This window comes from Shimia sp. FJ5, from assembly GCF_032918335.1.
Taxonomy (GTDB): Bacteria; Pseudomonadota; Alphaproteobacteria; order Rhodobacterales; family Rhodobacteraceae; genus Shimia; species Shimia aestuarii_A.
The window spans coordinates 754,665-766,890 of sequence record NZ_JAWJUV010000001.1; the positions used below are offsets into that span (position 1 = coordinate 754,665).

Below are 12,226 nucleotides of genomic sequence, written 5' to 3' on the forward strand. Positions count from 1 at the left end.
TTGGACCACTAACGGCGGCGGGTCAAATGGCTAATCGCGATGGAGGCCAGAACGCAGGCGGTAAAGAGGTAGAGGCCCCAGCCGGTTTGCACCGTCACATGGCCCGCGCCTTTGACGATGACCACGTAGAGCGCGATGAGGAAGACGTCGGCCATCGCCAGTTTGCCAAGGATTTCAAGGGCCGGAAGCGTCTTGCGGCGCAGGTAGCCGAATTGGATCAGGGCGAGGCCGATGGTTTTCAGGTAGGGCGCGAAGATCGCCAAGAAGGTGACGAGGAGGGCAAGGGCCGGATCGGTCTCCCAGAGGCTTTGCAGGCCGGAGATGATCGAGATCTCGCTCAGGCCGAAGATCGGCAGGAGGCCCGCGTGGAGGAGCGGGGCGAACCATGCCACGGGAAAGAGTAGGAGCAGCGAGAGATTGGCGAGGCGTAGGAGCATGGGAATAGAGCTACGGCGCGCGCGGGAGCCGCGCAAGGGGGAGGTTTTGGCGCGGCGCGTCAGGGGCGGAAATGCAACGTCGGTATCACGTCGGTATTGCGTCTGTATCGCGGAGGTGGGGCGACGGACTTCTTGGAAAATTCCGCAAAGAGATTTGAGGCCTCCGGCGGGAGGTATTTGGACAGAGAAGAAGCCGGGGGCGTGGTGGGGGACGGGCTAGCGCACCGCCTCAATAGGGCCTTCGGCGCTGCCGGAGATGAACTGGGTCAGGTAGGGGTCGCCGGAATTGTCCATCTCGGAGACCGGGCCTGTCCATTGGATGACGCCGTCGTGCAGCATGGCGACCTTGTCGGCGATGGCGCGCACGCTTGTCATGTCGTGGGTGATGGTCATGGCGGTGGCGCCCATCTCGACGACGATCTCGCGGATCAGGTCGTTGATGACGCCGGACATGATCGGGTCGAGGCCGGTGGTGGGCTCGTCGAAGAAGATAATCTCCGGCTCGGCAGCGATGGCGCGGGCAAGGCCGACGCGCTTTTGCATACCGCCCGAAAGCTCGGACGGGAAGAGATCGGCCACGTCTGGGGTTAGGCCGACGCGGCGCAGTTTCTCGATGGCGATCTCGCGGGCCTCGTCCTTGGGGCGTTTGAGCGAGCCGCGCAGCAAGCGGAAGGCAACATTTTGCCAGACCGAGAGGCTATCGAAGAGGGCACCGCCCTGAAACAGCATGCCGAAGCGGGCGAGGAAGGCGTCGCGGTCGCCGAGGGTGGCGTCCTTGCCGTCGACATTGATCGTGCCGCTATCGGGGGTGATCAGGCCGAGGACGCATTTCAGCGCCACGGACTTGCCGGTCCCGGAGCCGCCGATGATGACCATCGACTCGCCCTTGGGAATCTCGAGGTTCACTCCGCGCAAGACCTTCTTGGGGCCAAAGGATTTATGGACGTTGTCGAAGGTGATCATGAGGCGAAGAACAGCGATGTGAGGGCGAAGTTGGCGGCGAGGATAAGGACGGCGGCGGCCTGAACGGAGGATTTCGTGGCGCGGCCCACGCCTTGCGCCCCGCGGCCCGAGTTCATGCCGTAGTAGCAGCCCATGGTGGCGGCGATAAAGCCGAAGACCGAGCCCTTGATGAGCGAAGAGATGATGTCGGAATTCTCGAGGAAGTTCCAAGTGTTGGTGATGTAGGTCGCCGGGTTGAAACCGAGCGTGCCTGTGGCGACGAGGAAGCCGCCATAGACGCCGATGATATCGCCGACGCCAACGAGGAGTGGCACCACGAGCAGGGCTGCGAGGACGCGCGGGGCGGTCAGGTATTTCATCGGGTGGGTGGAGAGCGTCACCAATGCGTCGATCTGTTCGGTGACTTTCATCGTTGCGATTTCGGCGGCAATCGAAGAGGTCACGCGGGCGGCGACCATGAGGCCGACGAGGACGGGGCCAAGTTCGCGCACCATGCCGATGGCGACGATCTGGGGCACCACGGCCTCGGCCGAGAAGCGCGAGCCGCCGTCATAGATCTGAAGCGCCAGCGCGGCACCTGTGAAGATCGCGGTGAGGCCGACAACAGGGAGCGAGAGCCAGCCGACGTTGAGGAGGGCTGAGGCGAACTCGCGGCCATAGAAGGGCGGGCGCAGGATATGCGACAGCGCAGAGAGCGCAAAGAGCGCGACCTGGCCGATCATGGCCAGAAGGGCGAGCGTGGCGCGGCCCAAAGCGGCAAGGGGGGCGGTCAGGATCATGACGGCAGGTAGCGGCGCGCGTAGCGACCGCCCAGAGAGGTCAGGACTTCATAGCCGATGGTGCCAGCGGCGTCGGCGATGGTGTCGACGGATTGGTGCTGCCCGAGCAGTTCCACGGTCTCGGGAATGTCGGGGGCATCGGTGATGTCGATGCCGATCAGGTCCATCGAGACGCGGCCGACGATCTTGCAGCGGTGTTCGCCGGCGTAGACATGCGCCTTGGGACCGATGGCGCGCAGGATGCCGTCGGCATAGCCGCCCGCGATGGTGGCGATGCGTGAGGGGCGCTCGGCGGTCCAGGTGTTGCCATAGCCGACGGTTTCGCCGGGGGCGACGTCGCGGATCTGGATGACCGGGATATGGACACCGGCCACGGGGGCGGCGTCGATGAAGGGCATGCCGCCATAGAGGCCGACGCCGGGGCGCGTGAGGTCGAAGTGATAGTCGGGGCCGAGCAGAATCCCGCCCGTCGCAGAGAGCGAACGCGGCACGTCGAGCCCATCCGTCATCTCGCGGAAGGTGGCGAGTTGGTGCGGGTTCATCGGGTGTTCGGGGTCATCGGCGCAGGCGAGGTGCGACATGAGCAAGGCAGGCCCCTGTTCGAGCGCGATGTCGCGCACGGCGTCCCATTCGGCGGGTTCCATGCCGAGGCGGTTCATGCCGGTATCGAGCTGTACCCCGAAAGGCGCGCCGGGCAGGGTCTCGAAATGGCGCAGCATCTGGTCGAGGGAGTTCAGCATCGGGGTGAGCTGCATCTCGGCGAGGATTTCGGTGTCGCCGTCCATATGGCCGGAAAAGACGCTGATCTCTGGTCCCGGACCGAGCGCGGCGCGCAGGGCGGCACCTTCCACGGCGACGGCGACGAAGAAACGGCGGACGCCAGCGGCCTGTAGGGCCTTGGCGACGCGATCAGCGCCGAGCCCATAGCCATTGGCCTTGACCACGGCTGCGGTTTCGCAGGCGGAGAGGGCATCCAGCGCCTGCCAATTGGAGACGAGCGCGTCGAGGTCGATTGTCAGGGTCGCGGTAGCCATGGGCCTGTTGTTGTCGCAGTCGGGGGCAAGGTCAAGAGGAAAGGGGCCGCGCGGGGGGCTTCGGGGGCGGTTCGATCTTTTCCAGCAGCAGAGCGATGTGCGCCGCGGCATCTGCAATGGCCTCGGGGAGCGCGCTTTCGGGGAGGGGCGGTGTCGTGGCGGGGGTCATCGGGGCGAAAAGCGCCGTGCGGTCAGGGCACCAGCGGTCGCGGATCAAGGTGTTTTCGCGGGCCAAGAGCCGCAGGATATCGGCGCGAGGGCGGTCCGAGAGCACATCGTTGTTGGCGGTGCTGTGCCCGGTGGGGTCGGCGATCAGGGCGCGGATCAGGGCGCGACGCGTCGGGGCCGGGAGATCCGCGCGCGCGCCAAGCGCATGGCAGTAGGGCAGGGAGAGCGAGGCATTGACCTCGCCCGAGCCGAGCGCCTCTGGCGGCACGTCCTGCCAGCCGATGCGGGCGGCAAAATCGGCGACGCCGTTGGCGTCTGGGAAATCCGCGCGCTCGTAGGGGATCACGCAGAGGTTCTTGTGGCCGAAGGCGGCGTCATATTGCGCGAGGGTCGGGCTATAGAGGAGGCGGTCGATGCGGCCCTTGAGATAGGACTGAATAGTGCCGGTGACGCGGCCGTTCTTCAGGTGTTGCTTGTAGAGAGCCTCGAGGAAGTGATCCTGTCGGCGCAGGTAAGCGATCACTTGGGTGCGGGCGCAGAGGTCGGGGCCGAGGAAGCGCGCGAAGACCGGGGCGATGCCGGGGGCGAGGAACATCTCGCAGGAGAGGATCAGGGTCGCGTCAGGATGGGCCTTCAGCTCGCGGCGCAGTTCGAGAAACGCGGGGCGCGGTCGGCCCGAGAGGATCGCCTGATAGAGCCGTTGGTGGGCGATATGTTTGCGCCCGGCGCGGGAAAAGCGCAGCCCCGAGGCGGCGAGGCTCTCGGGGTGATTGTCGAGGGCGGACTGGATCGCCGTTGAGCCGGTTTTCTGCGAGCCGATATGCAGGATCAGCCGGGGGCGCGTCATCAGAAGCCCTGATCTTCGCCCTGTTGCCATGCTTTGACGAGGTTGCCGAAGCGGGTAAAGCGGCCCTCGAAAGAAAGCTCTACGGTGCCGATGGGGCCGTGGCGCTGTTTGCCGATGATGACCTCGGCCTTGCCGTGCAGGCGTTCCATGCGTTCTTGCCACGAGGCCATTTCGTCGAGCCGGTCATCGGAGGGTTTCTCGCGCTCGACGTAGTATTCCTCGCGGAACACGAACATGACCACGTCGGCGTCCTGTTCGATCGAGCCGGATTCACGCAGGTCCGAAAGCTGCGGGCGTTTGTCATCGCGGCTTTCGACTTGGCGCGACAGCTGGGAGAGGGCGATCACGGGGATGTTGAGTTCCTTGGCGATGGCCTTCATGCCCATGGAAATCTCAGCAATCTCGTTGACGCGGTTCTCGGCGGTGCCACGGCAGAGTTGCAGGTAGTCGATGATCAAGAGATCAAGCCCATGGGTCCGTTTGAGGCGGCGGGCGCGGGCGGCGAGCTGGGCAATGGGAAGCGCGGGCGTGTCGTCGATATAGAGCGGGCAGGCCTCGAGCGATTTGGCGGCATCGACGAAGCGGCGGAACTCGGCCTCGGTCATGTCACCTTTGCGGATCTGTTCCGAGGGCACCTCGGCGGCCTCGGAGAGAATCCGCGCGGCAAGCTGTTCGGCGCTCATCTCGAGGGAGTAGAACCCCACGACGCCACCTTCGACCGCGCCTTCGCTGCCGTCGGGGCGGGTGCCTTTCTTGTAGGCCTTGGCGACGTTGAAGGCGATGTTGGTGGCGAGCGAGGTCTTGCCCATCGAGGGGCGCCCGGCAAGGATCAGAAGGTCCGAAGGGTGCAGCCCGCCGAGTTTCTTGTCCATGTCGATGAGGCCAGTGGAAATCCCGGCGAGGCCGCCTTCGCGTTGATAGGCGGCGTTGGCAGAGTTCACGGCCTCGGTCACGGCCTTGAGGAAGGAGACGAAGCCACGCTCGGTCTGGCCCTGTTCGGAGAGCTTGTAGAGCGCCTGTTCGGCCTCGACGATCTGTTCGCGGGGTTCAAGCGCGACATCGACCTTCTTGGCCTTGGTTGAAATGTCCGTGCCGAGGCCAATGAGTTCCCGGCGGATCGCCATGTCATAAATCATCTGGGCATAGTCGCGCGCCGCGAAGGCCGAGATCGCAGCCCCGGCGAGGCGGGCGAGATAGGCGGGGCCGCCGAGTTCCTTCAGGCCCTCGTCATCCTCGAGGAAGGCCTTGAGCGTCACCGGCGAGGCGAGCGCGTTCTTGGCGATGCGGGCGGCGGCGATCTCGAAGATGCGGGCGTGCACCGGATCGTAGAAATGCTCGGGTTTGATGATCGATGCGATACGGTCGAAGATGTCGTTGTTGGTCAGGATCGCGCCGAGGAGCTGTTGCTCGGCTTCGATCGAATGCGGCATTGGATCGCCGTCACCGTTTTCTCCGGTCGGATTGATCGTCGAAATCTCGTTCATACCTGTCCCCGTTTTCCGCTCTACTTGGTGATACAGAGAGTCCCTGCCAAGACCTATCTGCATATGTCTGTGGATATCTGCGGGATATCCTGCGCGCAGCGGGGGCCGACTGGTGGTCTCGGACGGCTTGACCCCTAGATAGTGTGTCACAGCCGTGCGAAATGTCCAAATCGGCCCGCTACGGGCGATTCTCGAGGGGGCTTATCCACAAAGCACCCCCTTGTTTTATCCACAAGTTTTTACGCTTGTCCGATCGCCGGGCCTTAGCCCTTCATGCGTGCTTCTTGCCAGGCGCGGGGTGCCTTAAGGAAGGATTCGACCTCCGAGAGGGTCTCTTCGGAGAAGGCCTCTTGCGCACGGGCCTCGGCGAGCACGTCCCACCAGGTGCAGAGATAGTGCAGGTCAACGCCGTGATCGCCGAGCGTTTTCGTCGTCTCGGGGAAGATGTCGTAGTAGAAGATCACCGCCGTGTGGCCGCAGGTTGCGCCGGTGTCGCGGATGGCATCGACGAAGGAGAGCTTGGAGCCGCCATCGGTTGTCAGGTCTTCGACGAGGAGGACGCGTTCGCCCTCGCTCATCGCGCCTTCGATCCGGGCGTTGCGGCCGTAGCCTTTGGGTTTCTTACGCACATAGGTCATCGGCAGGGCCATGCGTTCAGCGACCAGCGCGGCAAAGGGGATGCCCGCGGTCTCGCCACCGGCGATATTGTCAAACGCCTCAAGACCTGCGTTGCGCATCACCGTCACACAAAGGAAATCCATGAGCGTCGAGCGGATGCGCGGGAAGGAGATCAGCTTGCGGCAGTCGATATACGAGGGTGAGGGCAGGCCGGAGGCGAGGGTATAGGGCTCGTCCGTGTTGAAGTTCACCGCGCCGATCTCAAGCAGCATACGGGCGGTGAGGCGGGCGATTTCGTCCTGTGCGGGGTAGGTGGTCGGGATCATGAGAATATCCTTGGAATATGCGGCAGAGGGTCAGGCAACGGACCAATAGACCGGGTAGCCCGGATCGAACACGGTCACCGGGCCTTCGCCGGTCTCGATTTTCTCGGGGAAGTCGGTCGGGGTGTCGGATTTGACGAGGGTGATCGTGCCATCGTTCTCGGGCAGGCGATAGAAGGCGGGGCCGTTCTTGGAGGCGAAGGCCTCGAGCTTGTCGAGGGCCTCATCCTCTTCAAAGACCTGTGCCAGAAGCGCCATGGTGTTGGTTGCCGTGAAACAGCCAGCACAGCCGCAGCAGCTTTCTTTGTTTTCATCCGTATGCGGCGCACTATCCGTGCCGAGGAAGAAACGCGCATCCCCCGAGGTTGCGGCGGCGCGCAGGGCGAGGCGGTGCTCTTCGCGCTTGGCCACGGGCAGGCAGTAGTAATGCGGCTTGATCCCGCCCACGAGGATGTGGTTGCGGTTGATGATCAGGTGGTGCGTGGTGATCGTGCCGCCGAGGTCGGCGTCGTTCGATTTCACGTAGTCGATGCCATCTTTCGTTGTGATGTGTTCCATCACCACGCGCAGGCCTGGGGTGGCGCGGCGCACGGGATCAAGAACGCGGTCGATGAACACGGCTTCGCGGTCGAAAATGTCGATCTCGGCGTCGGTCACCTCGCCATGGACGCAAAGGGGCAGGCCAATTTCGGCCATCTTTTCGAGCACGGGGCGCACGCGGTCGAAATCGCGCACACCGGAGGCGGAGTTGGTGGTCGCGCCTGCGGGATAGAGCTTCACCGCCTTGACCAGTCCGCTTTCGGCGGCGAGCGCCACATCGGCGGGATCGGTGTCTTCGGTGAGGTAGAGCGTCATCAGCGGTTCGAACGTCATGCCTTCGGGCAGGGCCGAGAGAATGCGGTCGCGATAGGAGGCGGCTTCGGCGCCGGTCACAACCGGGGGCACGAGGTTCGGCATGATAATGGCGCGGGAGAAATCGCGGGCCGTTTCGGGCAGGACGGCGCGCAGCACCGCGCCATCGCGCAGGTGCAGGTGCCAATCGTCGGGGCGGGTGATGGTCAGGGAGGTGCTCATGCGAGCGGGTTTAGACAAATCGCGCGCGCCGCGCCAGTGATTCCGATGCCGTGACGGGGGCTCAGCTTGCCAGTTTGCCCTGGCGTGCGGCTTTCTCGAGGAGGTCGAGCTTGCGCATGTAGCGCGGCGCCTTCAGGCGGCGTGCGACGTTGGCGCACAGAAGCGCCTTGAGGAAGGGGCGTTTCTGGCTTTCGATGAAGCGCAGGCGCGCATCGAGATAGGGCAGATAGGTGCGCCGGGCGCGGGCAAGACGGTAGAAATCCGCCGCTGTCAGGTTGCCGGTCCCGGCCTTGGCCAGAAGCGGGAAGAGAATTTGCATCTTAAGCAGCGCGGCCTCGATATCGTTGCCCATGAGCGGCATGGGGAGGAGGCTCACGTTGTCGCGGGCGAAGAGGGCGGCGTGGATCGCGTCTTTTTCCTGTCGCGGGTCGTAGATCACGAAGGCGCGGTCGGCGGCGTCGATCATATCAGGCGCATAGCCGTAGCGGTCCACAAAGGAGACGCGGCGCATTTGGGCAAAGCGCTTGTCCCAGCCGGCGAGGCGGGGGGCAAGGGTCGCTTGCGGCTGCACGGTGATGACCGTTGCACCGGGGGCAGAGACGGAAAAGGCCGCCGCGGCATAGGCGCAGCCCGGACCCGCGCCGTAGAAGACAACCTGTTGGAAATCCTCGAAAAAGCCATCGTCGATCATACGATCGAAATAGGCATAGACATGGGGGTCGCGGAACCAGGTGTCTTCTTCGCACAGAAGGCAGAGATGCGACCAGCCGAACTCGCGCACCAGCTCAAAGCCGAGCGGCTGCCCGGTGTCGCCCCGCGCCTGGATCGTGTCGATGGATTCGAAGGTCACCAGAAGGATCGGCTTTTCCTCGACCATCACCGCGTGGTGACGGGGGCCGAGGGGCTGATAATAGCCATCCTCGCCTGCGATCTCCTCGAGTTTCGCAAGCCACTCTGGGGTTTCCAGCCCAAGCATGGGCGTCTCAAAACCGTTGGGCGAATCCTGCATACCTACATCCTCTTGCCGCCGTTGCGGGCGTCTCTACCTGTTCTCGCCTTGGATATGTAGTGCGCCAATGCGGCGAAAGTTAGAAGAATGTGGCGGGCCACGTGAAGAAAATAAGGCAATTCAGCCCGATAGCGGGCATTGCATCGCTGTGCTCCGACGGCGGAAATCTTGCATAAATTCCAAACATAAAATATAACAAAAGCTGCATGTGATTGCGAAAAGCATCACGCGATTGATTTGGAAAGAGGGGAAGAGGGGACATGGTTCTCAACTGGAAAACAGGCGGAGTGCTTCTTGGCTTCGTGTTTTTTCTGGCGGTGCTGCTTGTGAAGCCGATCGGGGTTTCGACGCAGTTCGTCATACTAGATGCCATTGTCGCGGATGCGGTGAACCCGGAGGTGATCACCCAGACCGATGACGGGGCCTACACATCGACCAACGCGTATCTCGCGAAATCGGGCGGAAAATACGCAAAGAACGCGTCAAACCCGCTCAACTATAGCTTTGTCTTCGTCATTGCGATGATGATCGGGGCGTTTGTGTCGGCCAAGGCGCGTGGCGGGATTGGCAAGGATGAAGCGCGGCTTCCAGCGATCTGGTACGCCAATTACGGCGACACGCCGGTCAAGCGGTACGCGCTGGCCTTTGTTGGCGGGTTCATCGTGCTTTATGGCGCGCGGCTCGCGGGCGGGTGCACCTCGGGGCACATGATGTCGGGGATGATGCAGACCGCGCTTTCGGGCTACATCTTTGCCGCCGGTGCGTTCCTCGCAGCCATTCCGGTTGCGATGATGGTCTACAATAAGGGAGCCTAGGCCCATGCAAATCATACTCGCACTCGTGATCGGCGCGCTTTTCGGTGCCACGCTTGACCGGATTGGCGCAACCAATCCGAACTGGATTATCCGCATGTTGTCTTTGCGCAACCTGCATTTGATGAAGACCATCCTTCTTGCCATCGGGGTCGGCTCGGTCCTGATGTTTGGCGGGCAGGTGATTGGCGTTGTGGATGTGCTGCACATGTCGGTCAAATCCGCCTATGTCGGGGTGTTCCTTGGCGGGCTGCTGCTTGGTGGCGGCTGGGCTGCGTCGGGTTATTGCCCGGGCACCGGCGTTTGCGCGGCAGCGTCGGGGCGCAAGGATGCGTTCTTTTTCATCGCAGGCGGCTTGCTTGGCGCGGCGGCGTATATGGTCACATATGATGGCTGGAAAGCGTCGGGGCTTCTTGACGGGATCGCAGGCGGCAAGGTCACGCTCGGCACGGTGCCGGGGGCGAAATACGAGGGGATCACGGCGCTGCCGGGCGATATTCTCGGGATCGTGCTTGGCCTGATCTTCATCCTCGTGGCCTTCGTGCTTCCCAACAGCCTTGTTGGAGAGGATGCGGTCGAGATGCCCGCCGAGTAATCGCGGGCTCTGGATGGGGCGCGGGAACCGACCCGTTCGGTTCCGGCGGTGATCCACAAAAGAAAAGCGCCCCCGGTGATGTCTCAACCGGGGGCGCCTTGGTATAACGGGTTCAGCGAAGACTTACTTCGACAGCGGGCCGATCATCATGATCATCTGGCGGCCTTCCATCTTCGGCATGTTCTCGACCTTGCCGATTTCCTTGGTGTCTTCGGCAACACGCAGGAGCAGTTCGCGACCAAGGTTTTGGTGCGCCATCTCGCGGCCCCGGAAGCGCAGGGTCACTTTGACCTTGTCGCCCTTCTCGAGGAATTTCAACACGTTACGCATCTTGACCTCATAGTCGTGCGTATCGGTGTTGGGGCGGAACTTGACCTCTTTGACCTGAATCGTGGTCTGTTTCTTACGCGCCTCGGATTCGCGTTTTTGCTGTTCGTACTTGAACTTGCCGTAATCCATGATCTTGCAGACAGGCGGATTGGCGTTGGGCGAAATCTCGACGAGATCGAGGCCGGCTTCCTCTGCCATGGAAAGGGCCTCGCGCGGGGTCACGACGCCTACGTTGTCGCCATCCGCACCAATCAGGCGGATTTCGGGCGCACGGATGCGATCGTTGACGCGGGGGCCGGTGTCGCGCGTCGGGGGCGCGTTATGAGGTCTGCGGGCTATGGGTTCGTTCCTTTTATCGATACATCTGATGCGGCGTAAATTATCGGGCGTTGCCGCGCACTTCAAGCGGCAAATCTAAGGGCCGTTGCGGGCCGCGCGCGGGGCGGGGAGTCGGCGGAAATCGGCCCGTGCATGGGACGCCTGCAACATGTTTCCCCCTTGCCTCTCAAGGGGAAGGAGACCATCTGTGGGAGAGAAATAAGCACGGGAAGCTTCCCTGCGCGAAAGGAGAGAAAGATATGCGTAATCTGATCTGGGTGGTGCTCGCGGTCGTGGTTGTGGCCCTTGGGTACTTGTTGATGAAGGATGATGGCGCGGCGCCGATCATGTCGGACATGAACGACGATGCGGCCACCGAAGAGTCGGCCCCGGCCGAGGTTGAAGCGCCGGAGCCGATGCAAGAGACGGTCGAGGACGCGGTCAACGAGGCGATGGATGATGCCGCCGCCGCGATGGACCAAGCCGAAGAGGCCGTCAGCGACGCGGTGTCGGGCGCTGTCGAGAGCGCCAGCGAGGCTGCTGAAGCGGCGGGCGATGCCGCGAGCGATGCGGTCGAAAGCATGAGCGATGCCGCCAGCGACGCTGCCGATACGGCGATGGACAGCGCGAGCGATGCCGCCGAAGCGACCAGCGAAGCCGCGGATGACGCCATGGATATGGCAAGCGACGCGGCAGAGGCCACTGGCGAAGCAGCGGCCGAAGCGATGGAAAGCGCCAGCGATGCAGCACCCGAGGCCTCTTCGGAGACGCCGGACTCGCTGACGCTGGACGGGTTCGACCTTGAGAAGGCGAAAGAGCAGATCGACAACTCGTCGCTTGGCGAGATGACGAAGATGACGCTCAAAGCCGCCATTGAGAAGGCCGAGGAAAGCCCCGAACTTCTTGAAACCGCTTTGGAAAAAGTGCGTGAGGCGCTTGGGTTCTGATCCCCGCGACCACGTGGAATACCAACACCCCCGCAGGTCTCTGTGGGGGTGTTTTCGTTTCGGGCGCTTAGACTTTCCGCAGATCTGGCGTCATCGGCGGCTGGCCACTGGGCCTAGGGCGGAAGGCAGGGCCGGGAACACTCTTGCGACATATGTCAGCGAGGGAAAACAATGTGCAGTGAACAAGGAAGCGCGATTGCGACGGTTATGGTCGAGAACGCGCGTGTGCGGGTGACGGAATGGCGATTCAAGGCGCGTGGAGACGACACGGGCTGGCATCGTCATGGTTTCGACTATGTCGTGGTGCCGCAGTTCGACGGGGCGTTGGAAATCGACCTTGAGAACGGCGAGACGGTGATTGCCGAGATGCAATCAGGCGTGCCGTATTATCGCGACCTTGGGGTCAAGCACAACGTCAAGAGCGCCAATGATTTCGAATGCGCCTTTGTCGAGATCGAGCTTCTTGAGCCGCGTCCAGAGGCGTGACG

Annotated in this window: 14 protein-coding genes; 4 read left to right on the forward strand and 10 right to left on the reverse strand. The window is 62.9% G+C overall.

Annotated elements, in window-relative coordinates:
• Positions 1 to 8: 8 nt before the first annotated feature.
• From R1W01_RS03840 to R1W01_RS03880, 9 genes are all read right to left on the reverse strand, one after another.
• Positions 9 to 437, reverse strand: a complete 429-nt coding sequence (locus R1W01_RS03840) for a paraquat-inducible protein A (protein ID WP_243612389.1) — start codon at positions 435 to 437, stop codon at positions 9 to 11.
• Positions 438 to 653: 216 nt separating this feature from the next.
• Positions 654 to 1,400 (reverse strand): ABC transporter ATP-binding protein, encoded by a 747-nt coding sequence (locus R1W01_RS03845; protein WP_243612390.1) that lies wholly within the window; start codon positions 1,398 to 1,400, stop codon positions 654 to 656.
• On the reverse strand, positions 1,397 to 2,179 hold the full coding sequence (locus tag R1W01_RS03850) for an MlaE family ABC transporter permease (protein ID WP_243612391.1): 783 nt from the start codon (positions 2,177 to 2,179) through the stop codon (positions 1,397 to 1,399). The genes R1W01_RS03845 and R1W01_RS03850 overlap by 4 nt, the downstream gene beginning before the upstream one ends.
• Positions 2,176 to 3,213, reverse strand: coding sequence for an alanine racemase (gene alr, locus R1W01_RS03855; protein WP_317275031.1), 1,038 nt, complete (start codon positions 3,211 to 3,213; stop codon positions 2,176 to 2,178). Before alr ends, R1W01_RS03850 begins: the two co-directional genes overlap by 4 nt.
• A 31-nt stretch (positions 3,214 to 3,244) precedes the next feature.
• Positions 3,245 to 4,228, reverse strand: coding sequence for a hypothetical protein (locus tag R1W01_RS03860; RefSeq protein WP_297756233.1), 984 nt, complete (start codon positions 4,226 to 4,228; stop codon positions 3,245 to 3,247).
• Positions 4,228 to 5,712: a replicative DNA helicase gene (locus R1W01_RS03865; RefSeq protein WP_243612394.1), complete on the reverse strand. Its 1,485-nt coding sequence runs from the start codon at positions 5,710 to 5,712 to the stop codon at positions 4,228 to 4,230. The genes R1W01_RS03860 and R1W01_RS03865 overlap by 1 nt, the downstream gene beginning before the upstream one ends.
• A 263-nt stretch (positions 5,713 to 5,975) precedes the next feature.
• Positions 5,976 to 6,656 (reverse strand): orotate phosphoribosyltransferase, encoded by a 681-nt coding sequence (locus R1W01_RS03870; protein WP_243612395.1) that lies wholly within the window; start codon positions 6,654 to 6,656, stop codon positions 5,976 to 5,978.
• Positions 6,657 to 6,686: 30 nt separating this feature from the next.
• Positions 6,687 to 7,727 carry a dihydroorotase gene (gene pyrC, locus R1W01_RS03875; RefSeq protein WP_297756230.1) on the reverse strand — a complete coding sequence of 347 codons (1,041 nt, stop codon included), beginning with the start codon at positions 7,725 to 7,727 and terminating at the stop codon, positions 6,687 to 6,689.
• Between the two features lie 61 nt (positions 7,728 to 7,788).
• Positions 7,789 to 8,736, reverse strand: a complete 948-nt coding sequence (locus R1W01_RS03880; protein ID WP_243612397.1) for a phosphoadenosine phosphosulfate reductase — start codon at positions 8,734 to 8,736, stop codon at positions 7,789 to 7,791.
• A gap of 260 nt (positions 8,737 to 8,996) precedes the next feature.
• Between R1W01_RS03880 and R1W01_RS03885 the strand changes: the two genes are divergently transcribed.
• Together R1W01_RS03885 and R1W01_RS03890 are read left to right on the forward strand one after the other, a co-directional pair.
• Positions 8,997 to 9,551, forward strand: a complete 555-nt coding sequence (locus R1W01_RS03885; RefSeq protein ID WP_317275032.1) for a YeeE/YedE thiosulfate transporter family protein — start codon at positions 8,997 to 8,999, stop codon at positions 9,549 to 9,551.
• 4 nt (positions 9,552 to 9,555) lie between these two features.
• On the forward strand, positions 9,556 to 10,143 hold the full coding sequence (locus tag R1W01_RS03890; RefSeq protein ID WP_297756226.1) for a DUF6691 family protein: 588 nt from the start codon (positions 9,556 to 9,558) through the stop codon (positions 10,141 to 10,143).
• A 123-nt stretch (positions 10,144 to 10,266) separates the two neighbouring features.
• Here the strand turns inward: R1W01_RS03890 and infC are convergent, their stop codons facing one another.
• Positions 10,267 to 10,812: a translation initiation factor IF-3 gene (gene infC / locus R1W01_RS03895; protein WP_243612467.1), complete on the reverse strand. Its 546-nt coding sequence runs from the start codon at positions 10,810 to 10,812 to the stop codon at positions 10,267 to 10,269.
• A gap of 239 nt (positions 10,813 to 11,051) precedes the next feature.
• Here infC and R1W01_RS03900 point away from each other — a divergent pair, with 239 nt between their 5' ends.
• Together R1W01_RS03900 and R1W01_RS03905 are read left to right on the forward strand one after the other, a co-directional pair.
• A complete protein-coding gene (locus R1W01_RS03900; RefSeq protein WP_297756224.1) occupies positions 11,052 to 11,738 on the forward strand; it encodes a hypothetical protein in 687 nt (228 codons plus the stop codon).
• 171 nt (positions 11,739 to 11,909) lie between these two features.
• Positions 11,910 to 12,224, forward strand: a complete 315-nt coding sequence (locus tag R1W01_RS03905) for a cupin domain-containing protein (RefSeq protein WP_243612402.1) — start codon at positions 11,910 to 11,912, stop codon at positions 12,222 to 12,224.
• Positions 12,225 to 12,226 lie beyond the last annotated feature (2 nt).

Excerpts from the sequence above, each read along its gene's own strand:
- R1W01_RS03840 (WP_243612389.1), bottom strand. The coding sequence starts at position 437 with ATGCTCCTACGCCTCGCCAATCTCTCGCTGCTCCTACTCTTTCCCGTG.
- R1W01_RS03845 (WP_243612390.1), bottom strand. The coding sequence starts at position 1,400 with ATGATCACCTTCGACAACGTCCATAAATCCTTTGGCCCCAAGAAGGTC.
- R1W01_RS03850 (WP_243612391.1), bottom strand. The coding sequence starts at position 2,179 with ATGATCCTGACCGCCCCCCTTGCCGCTTTGGGCCGCGCCACGCTCGCC.
- alr (WP_317275031.1), bottom strand. The coding sequence starts at position 3,213 with ATGGCTACCGCGACCCTGACAATCGACCTCGACGCGCTCGTCTCCAAT.
- R1W01_RS03860 (WP_297756233.1), bottom strand. The coding sequence starts at position 4,228 with ATGACGCGCCCCCGGCTGATCCTGCATATCGGCTCGCAGAAAACCGGC.
- R1W01_RS03865 (WP_243612394.1), bottom strand. The coding sequence starts at position 5,712 with ATGAACGAGATTTCGACGATCAATCCGACCGGAGAAAACGGTGACGGC.
- R1W01_RS03870 (WP_243612395.1), bottom strand. The coding sequence starts at position 6,656 with ATGATCCCGACCACCTACCCCGCACAGGACGAAATCGCCCGCCTCACC.
- pyrC (WP_297756230.1), bottom strand. The coding sequence starts at position 7,727 with ATGAGCACCTCCCTGACCATCACCCGCCCCGACGATTGGCACCTGCAC.
- R1W01_RS03880 (WP_243612397.1), bottom strand. The coding sequence starts at position 8,736 with ATGCAGGATTCGCCCAACGGTTTTGAGACGCCCATGCTTGGGCTGGAA.
- R1W01_RS03885 (WP_317275032.1), top strand. The coding sequence starts at position 8,997 with ATGGTTCTCAACTGGAAAACAGGCGGAGTGCTTCTTGGCTTCGTGTTT.
- R1W01_RS03890 (WP_297756226.1), top strand. The coding sequence starts at position 9,556 with ATGCAAATCATACTCGCACTCGTGATCGGCGCGCTTTTCGGTGCCACG.
- R1W01_RS03900 (WP_297756224.1), top strand. The coding sequence starts at position 11,052 with ATGCGTAATCTGATCTGGGTGGTGCTCGCGGTCGTGGTTGTGGCCCTT.
- R1W01_RS03905 (WP_243612402.1), top strand. The coding sequence starts at position 11,910 with ATGTGCAGTGAACAAGGAAGCGCGATTGCGACGGTTATGGTCGAGAAC.